Here is a 22966-nt window from a genome sequence, read left to right as displayed (position 1 = left end):
TACTCCACGGTAATGGCGGAGATCACACCCGGCAATGTCCGTCTCGGACAGTTATTGCCTTGAGCGATAACGATTTACGCACGTGCCAGCTGGTCGGTTTCGTGGATGGTGAAGGAGTGCGCAGGGAGAATCGTGTGTCCGGAACGTTGTTCGGCGGGTTCCCAGGACAGCAGATCGGCGCCGGTCAGTGGGATTTCGGCCCGGTCGGCCGAGAGATTGCAGAGCAGACGCAGCGGACCGCGGTGCACGACGAGCCAGCGGGCGGACTCGTCGAACTCGACCCGGACCGGCTCGAGCCGGGGGTCACTGAGCTCGGAGCGGGTGCGGCGCAGGCTGATCAGCGCCCGATAGCAAGCCAGCAGCCGGGAGTTCTCGGATTCCTTCCAGTCGAGTTTCGAGCGCAGGAAGGTCTGCGGGTCCTGCGGGTCCGGCACCTCGCCGGCGGACCAGCCGTGGTCGGCGAATTCGGCTTTGCGACCGGCCGCGGTCGCCGCGGCGATCACCGGGTCGGTGTGGGAAGTGAAGAACTGGAACGGGGTTCGGGCGCCCCACTCCTCGCCCATGAACAGCATCGGGGTGTACGGCGAGAACAGCACCAGCGCCGCCTTGACGGCCAGCTGACCGTCGGTGAGGTAGGCGCTCGGGCGGTCGCCGAGCGCACGGTTGCCGATCTGGTCGTGGGTGCAGGTGTAGGCCAGTAAGGCGCTGGCGGGGATCAGGTTTCGGTCGATCGGCCGGCCGTGGGTGCGGCCGCGGAAGCTGGAATAGGTTCCGGCGTGGAAGAAGCCGTGCGTGTAGGTCTGCGCGAGGGCTGCCAACGAGCCGAAATCGGCATAGTAGCCCTGTCTTTCGCCGGAGACCGCGGTGTGGATGGCGTGGTGCAGGTCGTCGTTCCACTGGCCGGTGAGTCCGTAGCCGCCGGCCGCGCGCGGGGTGATCAATCGGGGATCGTTGAGGTCGCTTTCGGCGATCAGCGTGAGTGGGCGGCGCAGGTGGGCGGCGAGAGCTGCTGTCTCGTCGGCCAATTCGGCGAGCAGGTGGGTGGCGGTGCGGTCGGCGAGGGCGTGCACCGCGTCGAGCCGGAGTGCGTCGACGTGGAAGTCCCGGAACCAGCGCAGCGCGTTGTCGATGATGTAGCGGCGCACCGTATCCGAGCCCGGTCCGTCCAGGTTCAGGCTCTGGCCCCAGGTGTTGCGGCCTTCGGTCAGATACGGACCGAATCGGGGCAGGTAGTTGCCGGATGGGCCGAGGTGGTTGTGGACGACGTCGAGCGCTACCGCCAATCCCCTTGCGTGGCAGGCGTTCACAAAGCGCTGCAAGCCGTCCGGGCCGCCGTAGGGTTCGTGCACGGCGTACCAGAGCACGCCGTCGTACCCCCAGTTGTGGGTGCCGTCGAAGGCGTTGACCGGCATCAGCTCGACCACGGTGACACCGAGGTCGACCAAATGATCGAGTCGTTCGACAGCGGCGTCGAAGGTGCCCTCGGGTGTGAACGTCCCGAGGTGCAGCTCGTAGAAGATCGAGCCCGCCAGCGGCCGCCCGGTCCACGCGGCATCGGTCCAGCCCTCCGGATCGAGCGCGTGCACTGCCGACGGCGCGTGCACGCCGTCCGGCTGGCGTGGTGACCGGGGGTCCGGAAGCACCGTCTCGTCGTCATCGAGCAGATAGCCGTATCGGTCCCCGGGCGCGGCCGCTACCCCAGCCCGCCACCAACCACCCGGGTGCTCGACCATGGCGTAGATCTCCCCCGCCACCTGGACCCGCACCTGTTCGGCCGTGGGCGCCCACACCTCGAAACCGGTCACCGCGACAGCATCGCACGCTGGCGCGGCACGGAACTAGGCGGCCGGAGCGACCGCGACCCCGAGGGTCAGGGCGGCAACGGGCTTGGGGCCTTCGCCATAGAACTCATCGAGCTCGCGGATTTCGAAGCCCGCGCTCTCGATCAGTGCGCGGATATCGCGGTTCAGGTGGCAGCCGCCGGCGCAGGCCTTTTGGATCGGGTTCAGGCGGTGCTGCCATTTCTGGACGCTCGGATGTGGTGCGAGGCCGTGCTCGACGAAGTGGAAGGTGCCGCCCGGCGCCAGCACCCGGCGGACCTCGCCCAGGGCGGTCATGACGTCGGGGATGGTGCACAACGTCCAGGTGGAGAGCGCGGAGTCGAAGCTGTTGTCGGTGAACGGCAGGGCTTGGCCGTCCAGCCCGGCGCGCTCGATCGGCACCGTGGCCTGGGCCAGCCGCTTGCCCGCCAGCTTCCAGCCGAGATCGGCGGGTTCGACCGCACTGATCGAGGTGACCGTGTCCGGATAGAACGGCACGTTCAGGCCCGACCCGAAGCCGATCTCCACTACTCGCCCGTGCAGGCCCGCGCAGGCTCGCTTGCGCTGCGGATCGTTGATGCCCATCCCGCAAGCGACGTCGACGAGGCGCGGCACAATCTGATCACCGTAAATTCCCACGGTCCCACTGTGTCAGGTGCGACGGAACCTGTGCCAGGGGGAGAACCCTGAGATCGAAATGATCGCGGCCGCACAGCCATCGGACCGCCCGGCTGCTCCCGGTCAGACGTCGTCGATCGCTGTGACAAAACGGGACAACAGGGCGCGGAGCGTTTCGCGTTCAGCAGGCGTGAAAGCAGCGGCGATCCGGCGTTCGATGGCGACGGCGGCCTGGTCGGCGGCGGCCAGGGCGCGGCGGCCCGCCGTGGTCAGATGCGTTTCCAGCACGTGCGCGTGCAGCGGGTGCGGGGTGCGCTCTACGTAGCCGAGATCGACCAGGTTCTTCAGGACGACGGTCATGGCCTGCGGGGTGACCAGGCAGGCGCGGGCCAGCGCCGCCGAGGACGCGCCCGGTGTTGACGACAACGCGAACAGGGCGGCGTACTGCGGGACGGTCAGCGGTTTGACCGCCGCGTGTTTGGCGGCGATGAGGGCTTGCTCGGCGCGTTTGACGTCCAGGCCGAGGCGTTCCTCCGGGGGCATTCCCTCTCTGTTCGGCCACCTCGCCGTCACCGGTCCTGACAATCAGCCGCAGGTGAACCCGATGTGGGCGCTGTGGGATGGCGAGTTCCTCCGCTTCACCACCACTCGGGACCGCCGCAAACACCGCAGCGTGGTCGCCGATCCGGCGGTGTCGTTCTCGGTGAACGATCCGGAGCAGCCATACCGCTACCTGGAGGTTCGCGGCGTGGTCGAGCGCGTCGAACCGGACCCGCAGGGCGAGTTCTTCGACGTGCTCGCGCGCCGGTACGGCCTGGACTACGAGCGGCCGGTGGGGGACGCCGAACGCCGGGTGATCCTGGTCGTGCGTCCCACCCGCACCACGTCGCAGTAGGCCGTCAGCCGCCCAGGCAGCCCGGGCCGAGCAGCGCTTTCAGGTCGCCCATCAGGGCCGAAGAAGGCGAGACCCGCAGGTTGTCCCCCAGTTTCATGAGGGTGGTCTTCTCGCGAGAGCCGACATGGCGGACATGGACGTCGGAGGTACCGGGGTGCCGGGAGAGCACCCGCTTGAGTTCGCCGATCTTGTCGGGGGTGCACATGCGGGTGGTCAGGATGACCGACAGCGGTTTGGCGACGCCGATCGCGGACAGGTCGGGGACGACGAGATCGTTGGCGATCAAGGAGATTCGGTCGTCGCGGACCGAGACCCGGGCTTTGACCAGGACCACCGCGTCCTCGACCACGTCCATGCCGTACACCGAGTACGACTGCGGGAAGAACAGCACCTCGACGCCACCGGTCAGATCCTCGAGCTGGGCCGAGGCCCAGGCCAGGCCGTTCTTGTTGATCCGGCGGTTCACCGAGGCGAGGATGCCGCCGATGGTGACCTGGGCGCCGTCGGAGACATCGCCCTCCAGGATCGCCGGGATCTGGGTGTCGACCTGCGCGGCCAGCACGTGCTCGACGCCGTTGAGCGGATGGCCGGAGACGTAGAGGCCGAGCATTTCCCGCTCCAGCGCGAGCTTGTGCTTGGTCTCCCATTCGTCGTCGGGGACCGCGACATTGAACACCGAGGCGATCGAATCGTCGGCGTCCACGCCGCCGAACAAGTCGAACTGGCCGATCGCCTCGGCCTTCTTGGTGGTCATCACCGCGTCGATGGCGTCGGAGTGGATCAGCAGCAAGCCCTTGCGGGGATGCCCGAGCGAATCGAAAGCGCCTGCCTTGACCAGAGATTCGGTGACCTTCTTGGTGCAGGCCACCGCGTCGATCTTGTTCAGATAGTCGGAGAAGTCGGTGAACTTCGACTTCTCCTTGCGCGCGGCGATGATCGAGGAGACCACGTTGGCGCCGACATTGCGGACCGCGCCCAGACCGAAGCGGATGTCGGCGCCGACCGAGGCGAAGTTCATCTCGGACTCGTTGACGTCCGGCGGGAGCACCGTGATGCCGAGGCGGCGGCAGTCCGACAGGTAGACCGCGGCCTTGTCCTTGTCGTCACCGACCGAGGTGAGCAGGCCGGCCATGTACTCGGCCGGATAGTTGGCCTTCAGATAAGCGGTCCAGAACGACACCAGGCCGTAGCCGGCTGCGTGCGACTTGTTGAACGCGTACCCGGCGAACGGAAGGATGGTGTCCCAGAGGGCCTTCACCGCGGCCTCGGAGAAGCCGTTGTTCATCATGCCCTCGCGGAAGCCCTTGTACTCGGCCTCCAGCACCTCGAGCTTCTTCTTACCCATGGCCTTACGCAGCGCGTCGGCCTTACCCATGGAGTAGGAGGCGACCTTCTGCGCGATGAACATGATCTGTTCCTGATAGACGATCAGACCATAGGTTTCGGCGAGGATGTCGGCGAGTGGTTCCTCCAGCTCCGGATGGATCGGGGTGATCGGCTGCCGGCCGTTCTTGCGATCGGCGTAGTCGTTGTGCGCGTTCATGCCCATCGGGCCGGGGCGGTACAGCGCGAGCACGGCGACGATGTCGTTGAAGCCGGTCGGCTGCATACGGCGCAGCAGGTCACGCATGGGGCCGCCGTCGAGCTGGAAGACGCCCAGAGTGTCACCGCGGGACAGCAATTCGTAGGTGGCGGGGTCGTCCAGCGGCAGGTTGTCCATGTCGAGGTCGAGACCGCGGTTGGCCTTGACGTTCTCCAGGGCGTCACCGATGACGGTGAGGTTGCGCAGACCCAGGAAGTCCATCTTCAGCAGGCCGATGGCCTCGCAGGACGGATAGTCCCAGCCGGTGATGATGGCGCCGTCCTGGGCGCGCTTCCAGATCGGGATGGTGTCCAGCAGCGGTTCGGAGGACATGATGACCGCGCAGGCGTGCACGCCCGCGTTGCGGATCAGGCCCTCCAGGCCGCGCGCGGTCTCGTAGATCTTGGCGACATCGGGGTTGGATCCGATGAGCTCGCGGACCTCGGCGGCTTCCTTGTAGCGCTCGTGGTCCGGGTCGGTGATGCCGGCGACCGAGATGTCCTTGGCCATGATCGGCGGCGGCAGCGCCTTGGAGATCTGGTCGGCGATGGCGAAACCGGGCTGGCCGAACAGAACTCGCGCGGAGTCCTTGATCGCGGCCTTGGTCTTGATGGTGCCGAAGGTGATCACCTGGGCGACCCGGTCGCTGCCCCACTTCTCGGTGGCGTAGCGGACCATCTCACCGCGGCGGCGATCGTCGAAGTCGATATCGATATCGGGGGCGGACGGGCGTTCCGGGTTCAGGAACCGTTCGAACAGCAGGCCGTGCGGGATCGGATCGATATTGGTGATGCCCAGCGCGTAGGCGACCAGCGAGCCGGCGGCCGAACCACGGCCGGGACCGACGCGGATGCCGACCTCTTTGGCGTGCTCGACGAGGTCGCCGACGACGAGGAAGTAGGCCGGGAAGCCCTTCTGCTTGATGACGTCGAGTTCGAAGTAGGCGCGGGAGTAGTACTCCTCGGGAACCGTGCCGCCGGCGAACCGGCGGGCCAGGCCGCGGTCGACTTCCTTGCGCAGCCAGGAATCCTGGTCCTCGCCCTCGGGGACGGGGAACACCGGCATGCGGTCCTTGAACGCCCACACGTCGTCGTAGGACTGGATGCGTTCGCCGATCAGCACGGTGTTGTCGCACGCCCCCGGCACTTCGGCGTCCCAGATCGCCCGCATCTCCTCGGCGGACTTCAGGTAGTAGCCGTCACCGTCGAATTTGAAGCGGGTGGGGTCGGACAGCGTCTTGCCGGTCTGAATGCACAGCAGCGCCTCGTGGTTGGTGGACTGATCCTTGGTGACGTAATGGCAGTCGTTGGTGGCCAGCGCCGGAATGCCCAGCTGCTTACCGACATTGATCAGGCCCTCGCGGACCCGGCGCTCGATGGACAGACCGTGGTCCATCACCTCGAGGAAGAAGTTGTCCTTGCCGAAGATCTCCTGCCACTTCGCGGCGGCCTCGAGGGCTTCGCGGTCGTGGCCCAGGCGCAGGCGGGTCTGCACCTCGCCCGAGGGGCAGCCGGTGGTGGCGATGATGCCCTCGGCGTACTGGGCGATGATCTCCTCGTCCATCCGGGCCCACTTGCCCAGCTGACCTTCGATGGAGGCCAGGCTCGACAGCTTGAACAGGTTACGCAAACCGGTCGCGTTCTCGGCGACCATGGTCATGTGGGTGTAGGCGCCGGAGCCGGAGACGTCGTCGCCCTTCTGGCTCGGATCGCCCCACAGCACACGCTTGGTGTCGAAGCGGGAGGCCGGCGCGATGTAGGCCTCGATGCCGATGATCGGCGTGATGCCGGCGCTCTTCGCGGAGTTGTAGAACTCCGAGGCGCCATACATATTGCCGTGGTCGGTCATGCCGACCGCCGTCATCCCGAGCCGTTTCGCCTCTGTGAACAGCGGAGAAATCTTGGCGGCACCGTCGAGCATGGAGTACTCGGTGTGGTTGTGCAGGTGAACGAACGATCCGGACGAGGCAGCCAAGACGGTCCTTCCTCCCTTGTCTCGACGGGGGTTGGCGGTAGGGAGTCTATGCGCCCCCGGGGACAGGTTTTCGCACCGGCGCGCGGGGTCTGCACGATCATCGGCGCGTCGTGGTGGAGATCACCGGAGTGTCGGGAGAAGCGACGAAAATCCGCTAGGTCGATGGCCGAAAGCCGCCGGGGCAACGCCTCGGCACACGGGCGTTGCGACCATAATCAGCGCATGGATGCGCCGCTGTCTCGCCGCCCGGGTACGCACCCGGCGGGCACGTCTGGTCCGCGGTGACGACCGCGGTTGTGGCAGTGACGGTTTCGGCCGTGCTGCTGGCCGTCGCGCTGCTGGTGTGGTCGCGGACCCGGCGCGTGGTGACGACGCCCGCGGAGCGCGCGGTGTATTCGGCGCTGCACACCGCCTCGCTGGCGGCGCGGCCGCTGCGGGGCGGGCTGACCGATCGGTCGGCGCAGGAGGCGGCGCCGCATCTGCGCGAACTCACCGGCGGTGAGGCGCTCGGGGTCGCCGACGCGGATGGGACGCTGCTGGCCTGGGACGGGCCGCATGCCGAGCTCGCCGAATATTTCACCGATGCCGCCAAACGGGCCGTCGCCACCGAGCGGCCGGTGTTGGTGCCGGGTCCGGGGCGGGCCGAGCACACCGGGCGCACGTTGATCGCGCAGCCGCTGCTGATCGAGAACGCGGGCGTCGCGGGAGCTTTGGGGGTGGTGATGACGGGGCAGCCGGGGCCTGGGCGGCTCGGCGCGGTCGCGGAGGTTGCCCGATATGCCTGCGGTCAGCTGGAATTGGCGGAGCTGGACGCGTCGCGGGCGCGGCTGGACCGGGCCGAGGTGCGGGCGTTGCGCGCGCAGATCAGCCCGCATTTCATCTACAACGCGTTGAACACCATCGCCTCGTTCGTGCGCACCGATCCGGATCGGGCGCGGGAGCTGATCCTCGAATTCGCCGACTTCACTCGCTATTCGTTCCGGACCGCCGGGGAATTCACGGTGCTGGCCGACGAATTGCGCAATATCGAGCGGTATCTGGAATTGGAACGAGCGCGCTTCGGTGACGCACTCCAGGTGCGACTGCAAATCGCGCCCGAGGTGCTGGGTGTGGTGCTGCCGTTCCTGGCGTTGCAGCCGCTGGTGGAGAACGCGGTGCGGCATGGGCTGGGTGGGTCGGGCGGGCGCGGGATCGTGAGCATTGTCGCCGCCGACGCGGGGACCGACTGTGTGATCAGCGTGGAGGATGACGGAGCGGGAATGGACCCGGATCTGTTGCGATCCGGGGCTTTGGATGCGGTCGAAACCGGCTCCGGGCCAGCGCGTTCGGCCGAATCCGCGCATGTCGGCCTGGCCAATGTCGACGACCGGCTACGGGCCGCGTTCGGCAACGATTACGGCCTGGTCGTGGACACCGCACCCGGCGCGGGCACCAAGGTCAGCATGCGCGTTCCTAAGTTCCGCGCCGGGATTCAGGCGTGAGCTACGACCACTCAGCTAGGCGCGCCACCCTCCTGTCCTGCGTAAATCGACATCTGAGCGATTTCGGGCAGGTATCGAGACACGGTGCGGAAATCCTTGTCGTCGTGCAGGATTGTCAACCCGTGATGGACGGCTGTCGCGCAGATCATCAGATCCACGGGGGACAACGCACTCAACACGCCGTACTCCGCCAAATGATGTTGTGCGGTATCGACCCACCTCCAAACCTGCTTCGGCAGCGGCGCCTCCGGAAACATCTCGAGGAGATCGTCTCGCCAAACCTCATACTCCGCCGCGTTCTTTGTCGAGCGCAGAAATTCCACGCGCTGCGGTGCACATGAGCCAATCAGGCGCAGGTCGATCAACTCTGCCCACGCCTCGTGCAAATCCCGATCACGCCTCAGGCGCCAGAGTGCGGACGAGTCGATGAGGTAGCGGATCATTCCTCGAACGGCCTGCCCTTCTCTGCCTCGTGGATCCGCTTCCAGTGCTGGTAGGACTCCTCCGACAAGCTGTCGAAGAAGCGCTCCCGTTGGGCGGCCCGATCCTGTCGCTCCACGTACTCCCGCAGTGCCATGTTCACTACCTCCTTCTTCGTCGCGCCACCGCTCAAGCGCATGGCCTTCATCAGCAGTTCGTCGTCCAGATCGATCGTCGTCACGGTCATATTGGACCTCCATATATACAATCCATGCCTTCCATACATAAGGGTAGTCGGGAAAGCGCAGGAGGGTTGCAGATAATGGCGAGTCCGCGGCGATCGGCGCCGGGCACACTGCCCCGGCGCAGGGCTGCGCCGGGCACCGCACGCCTGGGCAGGTCACAGGAATCGGTGCGGTGAACTCTCTTGCGATAAAGCCGGCCCGCCCTCTGCATCCGATGGCATGGGGCCCCCACCGGCATCGGAGCGAAGCTCTACGATGGAGCAATTGTGACAGGCACCACCGACAGCCCGCCAGCGAATTTGCAGATCTTGGCGGTCGACGACGAGAAACCCGCACTGGATGAGCTGGTGTACCTGCTGCACGCGCACCCCGAGGTCGGCGAGGTTTTCGGCGCGGGCGATGCGACGGAGGCGCTGCGGGTGCTGCGCGCGCATTCGGTCGACGCGGTGTTCCTCGACATCAACATGCCCGGGCTGGACGGGATGGAGCTGGCCGGGATCCTGTCGGAGTTCGCGAATCCGCCCGCCGTGGTGTTCGTGACCGCACACGATGATCGGGCGGTCGCCGCCTTCGATCTGGGCGCGGTGGACTATCTACTGAAGCCGTTGCGGGAGGCGCGGCTCGCCGAGGCAGTGCGCCGGATCGCCGGGACGCGCGGCGCCGCAGCCGAATCGAGCGCACCCGCGCCCGAGCAGCCGCGCGCCGATCCGAACGAGGTCATCCCCGTGGAGCTCGGCGGCGTGACCACGCTGGTGCCGCGGTCCAGCGTCAGCTGGGTGGAAGCCGACGGCGACTACGCCCGGCTGCACACCAGCGACGGCTCACACCTGGTGCGAATTCCGCTGTCGGCGCTCGAATCACGCTGGGAGAACGCCGGTTTCCTGCGCGTGCACCGCTCCTATCTGGTGGCGTTGCGCCTGGTGACCGGCCTGCGCACCGTCGGCACCGGCACCGTGGTGTGCCTGCGCGCCGAAGGCAACGCCGGCGCGGTCGAGCTTCCGGTGAGCCGCCGCCAAGTGCGCGAACTGAAGCAGCGACTGATCAACGGCCCCCGGCAAACCTGGACTACTCGATGACGGGCCCGCAGCGTCCGGTCCGCCAGCGCGTCGTCCTCGCCGAACGCCGCGGCGCCCGCCGCATCCACACCCGCCTCGAAGTAGCGGAGCAAACCGAGATAGGTGAAGCGCTGATCGGCGGCCTGATCCGCGCCCAACTCGGCCTCGCCCTGCGCATGGCCCTGGTCACGGTGCTCGTACTGTGCGCCCTGCCGCTGCTTTTCCGCATCGAATCGATCGGGTCCCTGGTCCTCCTCGGCATCCGCCTCCCCTGGCTGCTGCTCGGCTTCCTGGTGTACCCCGCCCTCTACGCCGTCGGCTGGCTCTACCGCCACCTGGCCGAACGCAACGAGCACGACTTCCTCGAACTGGCCGAGGACTGAGGTGAATACGCATCCGCACCACTCCGCCGGGTCTCTGCTGACCGCAGGGCGGGACGACGGGGCCGGGGTGATGCGGTGCGGGCTGTGATGGGGACCGCGCCTTTGCTGACCGTGTTCGCGTTGCTTTTCGCGGCGCTGGCTACGGTGGCGATCGGGGCGTACGGCGTGCGGATGGCGCGTACTACTTCCGATTTTCTGGTCGCTTCGCGGAGTGTGGGGCCGCGGTGGAATGCCGCGGCGATCTCGGGCGAATATCTTTCGGCTGCTTCGTTTCTCGGGGTTGCGGGGTTGATCGCCAAGTATGGGGCCGATGCGTTGTGGTATCCGGTGGGGTTCACGGCGGGGTATCTGGGGCTGTTGTTGTTCGTGGCCGCGCCGTTGCGGCGGTCGGGGGCCTATACCGTGCCGGATTTCGCGGAGTTCCGGTTGGGGTCGGTGCGGTTGCGCAGGCTGTCGGCGGTGGTTGTGGTGCTGGTGTGCGGGGTGTATTTGATTCCGCAATTCCAGGGCGCTGGGCTTACTTTGCGGATTTTGCTAGGGGTGCCGAGCTGGGTGGGGGCGCTGGCGGTGGGGGCGATCGTGATCGCGAATGTGGCCGGGGGAGGGATGCGGTCGATCACGTTGGTGCAGGCGTTTCAGTATTGGTTGAAGTTGACGGCGGTGGCGTTGCCGGCGATGGTGCTGCTCGGGCATTTTCTCGCCGAGGATCGGCCGCTGGGCTCGCCGGCGCCGCCCGTCGTGACGGTGCGGACCACGGTGGACGTGAGCACCGATGTGGTGGTGCAAGTCGCTGCGCCACAGCAGGTTTCGATAGATGGGCAACTCGACGGGCGCGCCTTGGACGCGACGGTGATCCTGGCGGCGGGGGCGCACGAACTAGGAGCCGGGACGAAGCTGGTGCTGGAGGCGGGATCGGCGGTGCCGGTGGTGAGCGGGGCGCCGACCGACGGCGCGACCTGGTTGACGCCGGGGGGCGGGTTCGGCGGGCAGCATCCGACCTATCAGGTGTATTCGCTGATCATCGCGACGTTCCTGGGGACGATGGGGTTGCCGCACGTGCTGGTGCGGTTCTATACCAATCCGGATGGCCGGGCCGCGCGGGCGACGGCGCTGGCGGTGATCGGGCTGGTGGGGGTGTTCTATCTGAGCCCGATTCTGCTGGGAGTGTTTGCGCGCCTTTATGTTCCGCAGCTGCTGATCACGGGGACCTCGGACGCGGCGGTGGTGCTGCTGCCGAGTTCGGTGCTCGGCGGACTACCCGGGCAACTGCTGGCCGCGCTGGCGGCCGCCGGTGCGATCGCGGCGTTCCTGTCCACCTCCTCGGGGCTGCTGGTCAGCATCGCGGGCGTGCTCAGCACCGACATGCTGCGCGGGCGGATCCGGGATTTCCGGATCGCGGCGCTCACGGCCGGCCTTGTCCCGCTGGTGCTTTCGGTCACGGTCACCTCGCTGGACCTGTCCCGCACGGTGGCGCTGGCGTTCTCGGTGGCCGCCTCCACGTTGTGCCCGCTGCTGGTCCTGGGCATCTGGTGGCGCGGCCTGACCGCGACCGGCGCGGCGGCCGGATTGGTGGCGGGCGGGTTGCTCTCGGGCGGCGCCACCGTGGTGTCGGTGACGGGCGGGATCTCCGGCACGGTAGCCGGGGGGTGGCCGGCCGCGATTCTCGGCTATCCCGCAGCGATCAGCGTGCCGCTGGCGTTCGTGACGATGATCCTGGTCAGCAAGGTGACGCGGGGTCTGCCGCCACGCAGCGTCGGCCGCATCTTCGTGCGCATGCACGCGCCCGAGCGACTGGGTATGGGCGCTGATCGGGAGCGCCGGCTGCACGGCGGCTAGCGCCGACCGTTCGTCGCGGCCCGCCGACCGTTCGGCGCACAATTGCGCACCTTCGCGGAGTGAGCTGGGCCACATCATCAATTCCTCATGACGCTCCGGTTACCGTTCAGCGCAGTAAGCCACGTCACAGCGAGGACCAACCTGATGAGTATCGATCTCGACAAGGGCGGCTCGGAGCCACCCCGCGTCCCGAGCGCCGAAGATTTCGCCGAGGTGCAATCGAGTCCCCAGTTCCAGGAGCTGCGAAGCCGCCTGCGGCGCTTCGTGTTCCCGATGACCGCGCTGTTCCTGCTCTGGTACGTGAGCTATGTGCTGCTCGGCGCCTACGCGCACGACTTCATGGCGACCAAGGTGTTCGGCAACATCAACACCGGTCTGCTGCTCGGCCTCGGACAGTTCGTGTCCACCTTCGTGATCACCGGCCTCTATGTCCGGTTCGCCAACAAGGAACTGGACCCGCGCGCCGCCGCCATCCGCAACTACATGGAGGGCGATAAGGCATGAGTCTCGCCACTACGCAGTATCTGGCCGCCGAGACCGTCGGTGAGCCGCTGGCTAATATCGCCATCTTCGGCCTGTTCGTCGTGATCACCATGGTCGTGGTGATCCGGGCCAGTCGCAACACCCGCACCGCCGCGGACTACTTCACCGGTGGCCGCGGCTTTTCCGGCCCGCAGAACGGCATCGCCATCGCGGGCGACTACCTTTCGGCCGCAAGCTTTCTCGGCATCGCCGGCGCCATCGCGGTATACGGCTACGACGGGTTCCTCTACTCCATCGGCTTCCTGGTGGCGTGGCTGGTAGCGCTGCTGCTGGTCGCCGAAATGCTCCGGAACACCGGCAAATTCACCATGGCCGACGTGTTGAGCTTCCGGCTCAAGCAGGGGCCGGTGCGCACCGCGGCCGCGCTCACCACACTGACGGTGTCGCTGTTCTACCTGCTCGCGCAGATGGCGGGCGCCGGTGGCCTGGTGGCGCTGCTGCTCGATATCTCCAGCAAGTCCGGTCAGGCCGTGGTGATCGCGGTGGTCGGCGTGCTGATGATCGTGTACGTGCTGGTCGGCGGCATGAAGGGCACCACCTGGGTGCAGATCATCAAGGCGGTGCTGCTGATCGCGGGCGCCGGGCTCATGACGATCATGGTGTTCGCCAAGTTCGGCTTCAACCTCTCCGAGATCCTCGGCTCGGCCCAGAACATGGTCTCGGACTCGACGAACAAGGCCGTCGCCTCGCGCGACGTGCTCGCCCCCGGCGCGCAGTACGGCGGCAGCTCGATGTCCAAGCTGAACTTCCTGTCGCTGGGCCTGGCGCTGGTGCTGGGCACCGCGGGTCTACCGCATGTGCTGATGCGCTTCTACACGGTGCCGACCGCGAAAGAGGCACGGCGCTCGGTGGTTTGGGCGATCGCGCTGATCGGCGCCTTCTACCTGTTCACCCTGGTGCTGGGCTACGGTGCGGCCGCGATCGTCGGACCGGACCGGATCCTGGCCGCCGCGGGCGGACAGAACTCGGCGGCTCCGTTGCTGGCCTTCGAACTCGGCGGCGTGATCCTGCTCGGCGTGATCTCCGCGGTAGCGTTCGCGACCATCCTCGCGGTGGTCGCGGGCCTGACCATCACCGCGTCGGCCTCCTTCGCCCATGACATCTACGCCAGTGTCATCAAGAAGGGCACCGTCGATGAGAACAAGCAGGTGCGGGTCTCCCGGATCACCGCGGTGGTGATCGGTGTCTTGGCCATCGGCCTGGGCATTCTGGCCAACGGTCAGAACATCGCGTTCCTGGTGGCGCTGGCCTTCGCGGTCGCGGCGGCGGCGAATCTGCCGACCATCCTGTACTCGCTGTTCTGGAAGCGGTTCAACACCACAGGTGCGCTGTTCAGCATGTACGGCGGCTTGATCTCCACCATCGTGCTGATCGTGTTCTCGCCCGCGGTGTCGGGCAACAAGACCGCGATGCTCAAAGACATGGACTTCGACTACTTCCCGCTGTCGAATCCCGGAATCGTGTCCATCCCACTTGCTTTCGCGCTCGGCGTGATCGGCACCTTCATCGGTGGCCGCAAGCAGGAGAGCCAGGCCCTGGCCGCGGAGATGGAAGTTCGTTCGCTCACCGGTGTCGGTGCTGAAAAGGCGATCGCGCACTGATCGCCGGTAGCGAATAGCCGCAACGGCGCGGCGTCCAGTTGGGCCCCGGCGGAGGCCGGGGCCCAACTTCCGTGCCTCCCTTGATTTCTCGATAGGAGTTTCCCCAGTGTCCAGTGCGACCGACCACGCCATCGCGGCCTTCGAGCCCACCGCGGAGTTCACCGCGGCCGCCAATGCCGATGCGGCCCTGTACGACTCGGCCGCTGCCGACCGGCTCGAGTTCTGGGCCGAGCAGGCGCGGCGGCTGCACTGGGAGCAGCCGTGGTCACAGGTGCTGGACTGGACCGACGCCCCCGTGGCCAAGTGGTTCGTCGACGGCAAACTCAACGTCGCCTACAACTGCGTCGACCGGCACGTGCTGGCCGGGCACGGCGATCAGGTCGCCATCCACTGGGAGGGCGAGCCGGGCGATTCCCGGGACCTCACCTACAGCGAGCTGCTGGCCGAAGTCTCCAGGGCCGCAAACTATTTCACCGAATTGGGCCTGCGCGCGGGCGACCGGGTCGCGATCTACATGCCGATGGTGCCCGAGGCCATCATCGCGATGCTGGCGTGCGCCCGGCTGGGCCTGACGCACTCGGTGGTGTTCGCGGGCTTCTCCCCCACCGCGCTGCGGCAGCGCTGCGACGACGCGCAGGCCCGGCTGATCATCACCACCGACGGGCAGTGGCGGCGTGGTACCGCCGCGCCGCTCAAGGCCGCGGTGGACGAGGCGCTCGGCGGGGCGCCGTCCTCGGTCGAGCATGTTCTCGTGGTGCGCCGCACCGGAATCGAGGTGCCCTGGACCGAGGGCCGCGACCTGTGGTGGCACGACACCGTCACCGACGCGTCTCCCGATCACGAGGCGCAGGCCTTCGACGCCGAGCACCCGCTGTTCATCCTCTACACCTCCGGCACCACCGGAAAGCCCAAGGGCATCCTGCACACCACCGGCGGCTACCTCACCCAAGCCTCCTACACCCACCACAACGTCTTCGACCACAAAGCCGGACAAGACGTCTACTGGTGCACCGCCGACATCGGCTGGGTCACCGGACACACCTACATCGTCTACGGGCCACTGTCCAACCGGACCACCCAGGTGGTCTACGAAGGGACCCCGAACTCCCCCGACGAGCACCGGCATTTCCAGATCATCGAAAAGTACGGCGTCAGCATCTATTACACCGCGCCGACCCTGGTGCGGACGTTCATGAAGTGGGGCAAGGAGATTCCCGCCGCCCACGACCTCTCCTCGCTGCGTCTGCTCGGCAGCGTCGGCGAACCGATCAACCCCGAAGCCTGGCGCTGGTACCGCGAAGTCATCGGCGGCGACAAGACCCCCATCGTGGACACCTGGTGGCAGACCGAAACCGGCGCCATCATGATCTCCCCGCTGCCCGGCGTCACCGCCACCAAGCCCGGCGCCGCGATGGCCGCCCTGCCCGGCATCAGCGCCAAGGTCGTCGATGACGACGGCGCGGTACTCGACAACGGTTCCGGCTTGCTGATCCTCGACGAGCCGTGGCCGTCCATGTTGCGCGGTATCTGGGGCGACATGGACCGCTTCCGCGAAACCTATTGGGACCGTTTCGCTTCCGAAGGCTGGTATTTCGCCGGCGACGGCGCCAAACTCGACGCCGACGGCGACCTCTGGGTACTCGGCCGCGTGGACGATGTCATGAACGTCTCCGGCCACCGCATCTCCACCGCCGAAGTCGAATCGGCCCTGGTCGGCCACTCCGGCGTCGCCGAGGCCGCGGTCGTCGGCGCGACCGACGCGACCACCGGCCAGGCCATCGTCGCCTTCGTGATCCTCACCGCCGAGGCGCGAGACACCGGCGCGGAACTGGTCGCGGAACTGAAAGCCGAAGTCTCCCGGGAGATCAGCCCCATCGCCCGCCCGCGCGAGATCCACGTGGTGCCGGAACTGCCGAAGACCCGCAGCGGCAAGATCATGCGCCGCCTGCTGCGCGACGTGGCCGAGGGCCGCGAACTGGGCGACACCTCGACCCTGGTGGACCCCAAGGTCTTCGAGGCCATCGCCAAGAGCTGACCGGACAGGCGCGGACCCGGCCGTATGAGGGGGCCGGGTCCGCGCCTGTCTTCGGGATTCATAGTACGAACGGTGTGTTGCCGCGGGCCTCGCGGAGCGCGGTGGCCCACCAGGTGAGCTGGTCGAGCATGCCGCGGGCGGCGTCCTCGAGTTCGGGGTCGCGGCCGGGCCAGCTGCCGTCAGGGGCGAAACGCTGCCAGGCCCTGGTGATTCCGACGGTGCGGCGGATCGGGACGGCGTCGAGTTCGGCGAAGACCTGGCGGAGTTGGGCGGTGGCGTGGCTGCCGTCGGAGTCGCGACCGTAGCTGATGACGGTCACCGGTTTGGCGGCCCATTCGGTGCCGAACCAGTCGATGGCGTTCTTCACCGCGGCCGGGAAGCTGCGGTTGTATTCCGGGGTGACCACGACGAACGCGTCCGCGGCAGCGAGCCTTTCGCCCAGCTCGCGCACCGCGGCCGGCACCGGTTCGTCGTGGTCGGTGAGCTGATCCGGCAACCCGATGGTGGCGAGATCGATTCGGTCCAAGGCGATGTCGCGCCGCCGGCCCGCTCGCGCGGTGAACCAGTCGGCGACGGTCGGGCCGAAACGCCCGGAGCGGGTGGAGCCGATGATCAGCGCCACCCGCAGTCGGTTCGAGGTGCTCACTGCGCATCCTTGACCGGAGCCTCGAGGAAGGCCGGGATCATCGGCAGCAGCAGTTCCGGGCGGTGCACCAGGGTGACGTGCGTGGTGCCGGGCAGGATCGCCAGCTGCGAATTGGGCAGACCGGCGGGGGTGTCGCCCATGATGCCGCCGCCGAACAGGCGGAACATCTCGACGGCGTGCTCGGGCCGGATGATGTCGGAGTCACCGATCACCGTCAGCGTCGGCTCCTTGGCCTGACGGACCGCCTCGGGCGCGACATTGGGCAGGTCGTTCTGGTCGTATTCCACGACCCGCTGCACCAGCCGCGGGAAGTCCTCCGGCCGGGGCGCGTTCTTCAGGTAGTCGTTGTGGAAGGGCGAACCGTGCAGGTTCTCCGGCTTCAGCTGCGCCAGGCCTTCCAGCAGGCCCGGGTGCATGGCGCCCGCGTTCAGCCCGCCCGCGGCCAGCACCTGCTTGCGCACGAGTTCCGGGTGCTTCAGTGTGATCTCCAGCGCCACACCGGCGCCCATGCTGTAACCGAAGAGATCGACCTGCTGGACGCCGATCTTGCGCAGCAGCGCGACCGTGTCCTCGGCCATCTGCGCGGTGCGCAGCGGGCGGTCGATGTCGGCGGTGCGGCCGTGCGCCTGCTGTTCGACCGCGATGACCTGGCGGGTCTTGGACAGTTCCGGAATCAGCTGGCCGAAGTCGGTGCCGATGCCCGACAGCGCGCCGTGCAGCAGCACCAGCGGCGGCTGCGCGGTGGGTGTGCCGTGCACCTCGTAGTACATGTGCAGGCCGTTGACGTCAGCGTAGGCGCCGGGCGACGCGGGGGCCGGGGCGGGAGCGTTGTCCTGCGCTCCGCATCCGGTCAGGGCGGTCGCGGCGAATCCGGCGGCGAGGACGGCGGTGGCGATGGTGGTCTGGAGCTTCATGGTTCTGCTTCTTTCGGTGGTTGGTTCCTTGTTGTCTCCAACATTGGCCGGGGCACCTTCCGGTTTGTTTACGGTCTGATTCCGCCGCACCGGAAACACCCCCGCACCGGGGCGTTCATTAGGCTGCGACCATGCGTTTCGGTGTGCTCGGCCCGTTGACGGTGTGGACCGACGGCGGAGCCGTGGTGCCGATTCCCGGCGCGAAAGTGCGCGCCCTGCTGGCGGATCTGCTGGTGCACGCCGGCCAGCCGGTATCGGGCGACCGGCTGGTGGACGACATCTGGGCCGAAGATCTGCCCGGGAACCCGGCGGGCACTCTTGCCGCGAAGGCCTCCCAGCTGCGCCGAGCGCTGGAGGACGCCGAACCGGGCGGCCGGGAGCTGGTGGTGTCGCCGCCGCCGGGCTACCGCCTGGGCACCGACCAGGTGGACGCGCTGCGGTTCCGCGGTCTGCTGGCCGCCGCCCGCGAAGCCCCCGACGCGGGCGGCCGGGTCCGCGCGCTCACCGACGCGCTCGGCCTGTGGCGCGGGCCCGCGTTCGCCGATTTCCGGGACGCCGCCTTCGCACAGCCCGCTATCGCGCAGCTCGAGGAACAGCGGCTCGTCGCGATCGAGGAGCTGGCCGAGGCGCGGCTCGTCCTGGGCGAATACCGGGAGGTGGCAGGCGATCTCGCGAGTGCCGTCCGCGAACATCCGCTGCGCGAGCGACTCCGGGCCGCGCAGCTGCGCGCGCTGTACGGCTCGGGTCGCCAGGCCGAAGCCCTGGACAGCTACGAGGATCTACGCGGGCAGCTCGACGACGAACTCGGCTTGGATCCGAGTCCGGAACTCGTTGCCCTGCAGCGCGCCATCCTCGCGCAGGAGCTGGAACTGGTCGCACCGCAGCGGGACGACGTCGCCGCGATCCGGCGGCGCGTTACCAACATTCCAGCCCAGCGGACCACACTGATCGGTCGTGCGAACGAACTCGGCGAGCTGCGCCGCGCCGTGGCTGATACCCGGCTGGTCACCCTCACCGGGCCCGGCGGAGTGGGTAAGACCCGGCTGGCCACCGCCGCGGCCGCCGAACTGGCCGATCGATTTCCGCACGGCGCCTGGATGATCGAACTCGCGCCGCTGCCACCGGCCGGCGGGGCGGCACAGCTGGCCGAAACGGTCGCTCATGCACTGGGTCTGCGCAATGAGGAGGGCGCGCCCACCGACCCGCTGGATCTGCTCTGCCAGACCTTGGCCGACCAGGAAATGCTGCTGGTGCTCGACAATTGCGAGCACGTCATCGACGCCGCGGCCGATCTGGCCGAGGCATTGCTCGGCGCGGCGCCGCGGCTGCACATCCTGGCCACCAGTCAAGAACAGCTGCGCCTGCCCGGCGAGGACATCGTCCCAGTGGAACCGCTCGCCGTTCCGCACCGCGACGCAACCCTCGAGGAGCTCGAAAACTCCAGTGCCGCACAGTTGTTCGTAGCGCGCGCCCGCGCAGGCGCACGCGACTTCGTCCTGGACGCCGACACCGCAGAACCCATCGCAACGCTGTGCCGCCGCCTGGACGGCATCCCGCTGGCCTTGGAACTCGCGGCCACCCGCGTCCGCGCCCTCGGCGTACACGAGATGGTGGCCCGCCTGGACGACCGCTTCCGGCTGCTGGCCACCGGCCATCGCGGCGCACCGCCCCGCCAGCAGACCCTGACCGCGATGATCGACTGGAGCTGGGGCCTGCTCGACGACCCAGAGCGCGCCGTGCTCCGCCGCCTGGCCGTGCAGTCCGGTGGCTGCACCCTCGAGGCCGCCGAAACCATCTGCGGTACCAGCATTCTCGGCGCAACAGAAGCCACCAGCGCGCCGACCGCGGAAGTCGCGGATGTGCCGCCGGCGGAGGTCGCGGATGTGATAGCCCGGTTGGTGGACCGGTCGCTGGTGCAGTTGAGCGGGCGGCGATACCGGCTGCTGGAATCGGTGGCGGCGTTCAGTGCGGATCGGTTGCGGGAGGCTGGTGAGTCCGAAATCGTCCAGCTGGCGCACCGGCGGTACTACCTCGATCTGGCCGAACAGGCCGCGCCGGAATTGTACGGCGCCGATCAGCGACGGTGGCTGGAACGACTCGACGCCGAAGCCGCGAATCTGCGGGCCGCGCTCGACGGTTTCCTACGCGAAGGCGACGCGGACAATGCGCTGCGGTTGACGAACGCGCTGGCTTGGTACTGGCAACTGCGCGGCCGGTTCGGGGAGGCGCGGCGCGCGTTCGGCGCGGCCCTCGCGCTGGGCGGTCCGGAGCGGCTGCGCGCACCGGTCCTGGCGTGGAATCTCGGATTCGCGTGCCGGCAGGGCGAATCCGCCGACGCCGCCGCGCAGCGGGCCGCGGTGCTGGCCGGGTACGACACCCTCGGCGACCCGGCGGGACGAGCTCGAGCACAGCTGTTCCTCGCCCTGTTCACGATGGACACCGGCGACCTGCGCGATCTGGAGGAACTGGTCGGCCGGGCGCTACCGGTCTGCGAGCAGATCGGTGACCACTGGGGCCTGGCGGCGGCCCACGTCGCGCTGGCCAAAGCCGCGCACAGCCGGGCCGAGGTCGAAGCCCTGGAACAGCACGCCCGCACCGCCGCACGGCTTTTCGCCGAACTCGGCGACCGCTGGGGCCGCCTGCAAGCCGCCGAATGGCTGGGCGGGCTCGCCGAACTCACCGGCGACCTGACCGCCGCCGCCGACATCCACCGCGAGGCCCTGGGTTTGGCGCAAGAGCTGGGCTGGTGGAGCCAGGCGTGCACGCACCTGTGCTGGCTGGGCTGGATCAGCATGCAGCACAGTGCCTTCGACCGCGCCACCGTGCTCGCCGAACAAGGTCTGCGGCTGGCCACCGAACAAGGATCCGCGCCGAGCCGGATCTTCGCGTCCATCGTCCTTGCTTTCACCGCACGCCGCGACGACCGGCCCGAGGACGCCGAAAAGCTGCTGCGCGAACTGATCGCACTGGCGGACGGCCCGGACACCCCACTGTTCCTGCCGATGCTGCAGGTCGAACTCGGCTATCTGCACGAACAGCGGGGCGACTTCCGCGCCGCGCTGGATCTGCACCTGACCGCCCTCGACGGCGCACAGCGCATCGCCGCTCCCCGCGACACCGCCTTCGCACTGGCCGGGCTGGCGTCAGCCGCCACCGCGCTGGGTGAATTCACCACGGCCGCACAGCTACTCGGCGCCGCGGCGGCGGTGCGCGCCGCCACCCGGATGCCGCTGCTGCCCGCCGAACTACCCGACATCGAGCGCCCCACCGCGGCGCTGCGCACGGCGCTCGGCGATCCGGAATTCACCGCCGCATACGACACGGGCACCGGCCTGGACGTAGCCGATGCCCGTGCGCTGGCGACCACGTGCCGCGCTTCTGACCGGGTGTGAACACAGCCGGGCGAACGGCTACGCCGGGTGCGGTCAGCCCGCGAGAACCGGCTCACCTTCGGCCGGGACGGGAACCGAATTGGGCATGATGATCGCCATCAGGATGGCGCCGGCCAGGAGGAACCCGGCGGCCCACCAAAAGCTCGTGATGTAGCTGTGCACTTGAGCTTCGGCGAGATTCACCGGACCCGGCGTCTTGCCGACCATGTAGTCGGTGGCCGCGGTCGCGGCGAACGTGGACAGCAGCGCCGTGCCGATGGAACCGCCGACCTGCTGCGAGGTGTTCACCATGGCGGACGCGACGCCCGCGTCGGTGTGGTGCACGTTGGAGGTGGCGCAGGCGAAGGCCGCCGACATCGCAGCGCCGAGGCCCAGGCCCATCAGGAGCAGACCGGGCAGCACGTGGGTGGCGTAGTTGCTGTGCAGGTCGATCTGGGTCAGCAGGACCATCGCCAGCGCGCCGACGACGAAGCCGACCACCGAGACCAGCTTCGGCCCGAAACGGGGAAGCAGCAGGGTCGGGCCGGTGGTGGAGGACAGGATCATGCCCACGACCATCGGCATGTAGGCGACGCCCGTGACGATCGGCGTGTACTCCAGGATCAGCTGCATGTAGTAGGTGAGGAACAGGAACACCGCGAACATGCCGATGCCGGCGACGAAGACCGACAGGTAGGCGCCGCCGCGGTGGCGGTCCAGCACGATGCGCATCGGCAGCAGCGGCTGCGCGACGCGGGTCTCGATGATCACGAACAGCACCAGCAGGACCAGGCCGGCGATCAGGCACCACACGGTGGTCGCGCTGCGCCAGCCGTGGTCGGCCGCGTGCGAGAAGCCGTAGACGATGGCGAACAGGCCGGCGGTCGCGGTGACGGTGCCGGGGAGATCCAGCGCGGCCTTGCCGTGGGCGACGTGCCGGGCCAGCAGCAACACCGCGCCGACCAGAGCCACACCGGCGAAGGCCAGGTTCACGAACAGCGCCCAGCGCCAGGAGGCCCATTCGGTCAGCGCGCCGCCGAGCAACAGGCCGATCGCGGCGCCCGCGCCGGCGACCGCGCTGAAGATGCCGAACGCCTTGGCCTTCTCCTTGGGTTCGGTGAAGGTCACGGTGAGCAGCGCCAGCGCGGCGGGGGCCAGCATGGCGCCGAAGACGCCCTGGGCGACGCGCGCCCCGACGAGCATGTGGAAGTTCGAGGCCGCGCCGCCGACCGCGGAGGCGACGGCGAAGCCGACCAGTCCGGTGATGAACATCAGCCGGCGCCCGACCAGGTCGCTGAGGCGGCCGCCGAGCAACAGCAGACTGCCGAAGGCGAGGGTGTAGCCGGTGATCACCCACTGCCGGCTGGAGTCGGAGAAGCCGAGATCCTTTTGCGCGTCCGGCAGGGCGATGTTCACCACCGTCGCGTCGAGCACCACCATGAGCTGCGCGATAGCCAGCACCGCCAGCACCCACCACCGCTTGTTGTGCGCGCGCTGCGCGGCTGTTGTTTCCTCGACAATGCTCGCCATGGCCACCTCACGGGTCG

18 protein-coding genes are annotated in these 22966 nt (G+C 68.2%); 9 read left to right on the top strand and 9 right to left on the bottom strand.

Annotation, left to right across the window (positions count from 1 at the left end; all coding sequences use genetic code 11):
* Positions 1-74: 74 nt before the first annotated feature.
* From treZ to AB0M14_RS35615, 3 genes are all read right to left on the bottom strand, one after another.
* The gene (gene treZ, locus AB0M14_RS35625; RefSeq protein WP_365003815.1) at positions 75-1805 is read right to left on the bottom strand and encodes a malto-oligosyltrehalose trehalohydrolase; all 1731 of its coding nucleotides are present in this window, start codon (positions 1803-1805) and stop codon (positions 75-77) included.
* Between the two features lie 33 nt (positions 1806-1838).
* Positions 1839-2459 (bottom strand): class I SAM-dependent methyltransferase, encoded by a 621-nt coding sequence (locus AB0M14_RS35620; RefSeq protein WP_365003812.1) that lies wholly within the window; start codon positions 2457-2459, stop codon positions 1839-1841.
* Between the two features lie 102 nt (positions 2460-2561).
* Complete coding sequence (locus tag AB0M14_RS35615) at positions 2562-2981, bottom strand: MarR family winged helix-turn-helix transcriptional regulator (protein ID WP_365003809.1); 420 nt, start codon at positions 2979-2981, stop codon at positions 2562-2564.
* Between AB0M14_RS35615 and AB0M14_RS35610 the strand changes: the two genes are divergently transcribed.
* The gene (locus AB0M14_RS35610; RefSeq protein WP_365003806.1) at positions 2926-3333 is read left to right on the top strand and encodes a PPOX class F420-dependent oxidoreductase; all 408 of its coding nucleotides are present in this window, start codon (positions 2926-2928) and stop codon (positions 3331-3333) included. The two genes, AB0M14_RS35615 and AB0M14_RS35610, sit on opposite strands and share 56 nt — an antisense overlap.
* Positions 3334-3337: 4 nt before the next feature.
* On the opposite strand, the gene dnaE is transcribed toward AB0M14_RS35610, so the two are convergent.
* Positions 3338-6889 carry a DNA polymerase III subunit alpha gene (dnaE, locus tag AB0M14_RS35605; RefSeq protein WP_365003803.1) on the bottom strand — a complete coding sequence of 1184 codons (3552 nt, stop codon included), beginning with the start codon at positions 6887-6889 and terminating at the stop codon, positions 3338-3340.
* 281 nt (positions 6890-7170) lie between these two features.
* On the opposite strand from dnaE, the gene AB0M14_RS35600 reads away from it, so the two are divergent.
* Positions 7171-8370, top strand: a complete 1200-nt coding sequence (locus tag AB0M14_RS35600; protein WP_365003800.1) for a histidine kinase — start codon at positions 7171-7173, stop codon at positions 8368-8370.
* A gap of 11 nt (positions 8371-8381) precedes the next feature.
* On the opposite strand, the gene AB0M14_RS35595 is transcribed toward AB0M14_RS35600, so the two are convergent.
* Entirely contained in the window at positions 8382-8813 is a 432-nt protein-coding gene (locus AB0M14_RS35595) for a PIN domain-containing protein (protein ID WP_365003797.1), read from the bottom strand.
* Positions 8810-9037, bottom strand: a complete 228-nt coding sequence (locus AB0M14_RS35590; RefSeq protein ID WP_365003795.1) for a type II toxin-antitoxin system VapB family antitoxin — start codon at positions 9035-9037, stop codon at positions 8810-8812. The genes AB0M14_RS35595 and AB0M14_RS35590 overlap by 4 nt, the downstream gene beginning before the upstream one ends.
* Before the next feature lie 264 nt (positions 9038-9301).
* On the opposite strand from AB0M14_RS35590, the gene AB0M14_RS35585 reads away from it, so the two are divergent.
* From AB0M14_RS35585 to acs, 6 genes are all read left to right on the top strand, one after another.
* Positions 9302-10111 carry a LytTR family DNA-binding domain-containing protein gene (locus tag AB0M14_RS35585; protein WP_365003792.1) on the top strand — a complete coding sequence of 270 codons (810 nt, stop codon included), beginning with the start codon at positions 9302-9304 and terminating at the stop codon, positions 10109-10111.
* A complete protein-coding gene (locus tag AB0M14_RS35580; RefSeq protein ID WP_365003789.1) occupies positions 10108-10473 on the top strand; it encodes a hypothetical protein in 366 nt (121 codons plus the stop codon). The genes AB0M14_RS35585 and AB0M14_RS35580 overlap by 4 nt, the downstream gene beginning before the upstream one ends.
* 87 nt (positions 10474-10560) lie before the next feature.
* Positions 10561-12309: a cation acetate symporter gene (locus tag AB0M14_RS35575; RefSeq protein WP_365003786.1), complete on the top strand. Its 1749-nt coding sequence runs from the start codon at positions 10561-10563 to the stop codon at positions 12307-12309.
* 144 nt (positions 12310-12453) lie between these two features.
* On the top strand, positions 12454-12813 hold the full coding sequence (locus AB0M14_RS35570) for a DUF485 domain-containing protein (protein ID WP_194819456.1): 360 nt from the start codon (positions 12454-12456) through the stop codon (positions 12811-12813).
* The gene (locus AB0M14_RS35565) at positions 12810-14453 is read left to right on the top strand and encodes a cation acetate symporter (RefSeq protein WP_365003781.1); all 1644 of its coding nucleotides are present in this window, start codon (positions 12810-12812) and stop codon (positions 14451-14453) included. The genes AB0M14_RS35570 and AB0M14_RS35565 overlap by 4 nt, the downstream gene beginning before the upstream one ends.
* A 106-nt stretch (positions 14454-14559) precedes the next feature.
* The gene (gene acs / locus AB0M14_RS35560) at positions 14560-16488 is read left to right on the top strand and encodes an acetate--CoA ligase (RefSeq protein WP_365003778.1); all 1929 of its coding nucleotides are present in this window, start codon (positions 14560-14562) and stop codon (positions 16486-16488) included.
* Between the two features lie 58 nt (positions 16489-16546).
* Here acs and AB0M14_RS35555 read toward each other — a convergent pair whose 3' ends face one another.
* Positions 16547-17134 (bottom strand): NAD(P)H-dependent oxidoreductase, encoded by a 588-nt coding sequence (locus tag AB0M14_RS35555; RefSeq protein ID WP_365003775.1) that lies wholly within the window; start codon positions 17132-17134, stop codon positions 16547-16549.
* A complete protein-coding gene (locus AB0M14_RS35550) occupies positions 17131-18048 on the bottom strand; it encodes an alpha/beta hydrolase (protein ID WP_365003772.1) in 918 nt (305 codons plus the stop codon). Before AB0M14_RS35550 ends, AB0M14_RS35555 begins: the two co-directional genes overlap by 4 nt.
* A gap of 131 nt (positions 18049-18179) precedes the next feature.
* Here AB0M14_RS35550 and AB0M14_RS35545 point away from each other — a divergent pair, with 131 nt between their 5' ends.
* Positions 18180-21440, top strand: coding sequence for a BTAD domain-containing putative transcriptional regulator (locus AB0M14_RS35545; RefSeq protein WP_365003769.1), 3261 nt, complete (start codon positions 18180-18182; stop codon positions 21438-21440).
* Between the two features lie 33 nt (positions 21441-21473).
* Here the strand turns inward: AB0M14_RS35545 and AB0M14_RS35540 are convergent, their stop codons facing one another.
* The gene (locus AB0M14_RS35540) at positions 21474-22949 is read right to left on the bottom strand and encodes an MFS transporter (protein ID WP_365003766.1); all 1476 of its coding nucleotides are present in this window, start codon (positions 22947-22949) and stop codon (positions 21474-21476) included.
* Between the last annotated feature and the right edge of the window lie 17 nt (positions 22950-22966).

Origin of the sequence: Nocardia sp. NPDC051832, assembly GCF_040681285.1 — a bacterium.
Taxonomy (GTDB): Bacteria; Actinomycetota; Actinomycetes; order Mycobacteriales; family Mycobacteriaceae; genus Nocardia.
The sequence above is the reverse complement of the archived record's forward strand: the minus strand, read 5'-3'. Positions and strand labels throughout refer to the sequence as shown.

What these genes read in the sequence shown, in the direction of transcription:
- AB0M14_RS35610 (WP_365003806.1), top strand. Translation starts at nt 2,926, where the DNA reads ATGAGGGCTTGCTCGGCGCGTTTGACGTCCAGGCCGAGGCGTTCCTCC.
- AB0M14_RS35615 (WP_365003809.1), bottom strand. Translation starts at nt 2,981, where the DNA reads ATGCCCCCGGAGGAACGCCTCGGCCTGGACGTCAAACGCGCCGAGCAA.
- AB0M14_RS35595 (WP_365003797.1), bottom strand. Translation starts at nt 8,813, where the DNA reads ATGATCCGCTACCTCATCGACTCGTCCGCACTCTGGCGCCTGAGGCGT.
- AB0M14_RS35590 (WP_365003795.1), bottom strand. Translation starts at nt 9,037, where the DNA reads ATGACCGTGACGACGATCGATCTGGACGACGAACTGCTGATGAAGGCC.
- AB0M14_RS35580 (WP_365003789.1), top strand. Translation starts at nt 10,108, where the DNA reads ATGACGGGCCCGCAGCGTCCGGTCCGCCAGCGCGTCGTCCTCGCCGAA.
- AB0M14_RS35575 (WP_365003786.1), top strand. Translation starts at nt 10,561, where the DNA reads ATGGGGACCGCGCCTTTGCTGACCGTGTTCGCGTTGCTTTTCGCGGCG.
- AB0M14_RS35570 (WP_194819456.1), top strand. Translation starts at nt 12,454, where the DNA reads ATGAGTATCGATCTCGACAAGGGCGGCTCGGAGCCACCCCGCGTCCCG.
- AB0M14_RS35565 (WP_365003781.1), top strand. Translation starts at nt 12,810, where the DNA reads ATGAGTCTCGCCACTACGCAGTATCTGGCCGCCGAGACCGTCGGTGAG.
- AB0M14_RS35550 (WP_365003772.1), bottom strand. Translation starts at nt 18,048, where the DNA reads ATGAAGCTCCAGACCACCATCGCCACCGCCGTCCTCGCCGCCGGATTC.
- AB0M14_RS35545 (WP_365003769.1), top strand. Translation starts at nt 18,180, where the DNA reads ATGCGTTTCGGTGTGCTCGGCCCGTTGACGGTGTGGACCGACGGCGGA.
- AB0M14_RS35540 (WP_365003766.1), bottom strand. Translation starts at nt 22,949, where the DNA reads ATGGCGAGCATTGTCGAGGAAACAACAGCCGCGCAGCGCGCGCACAAC.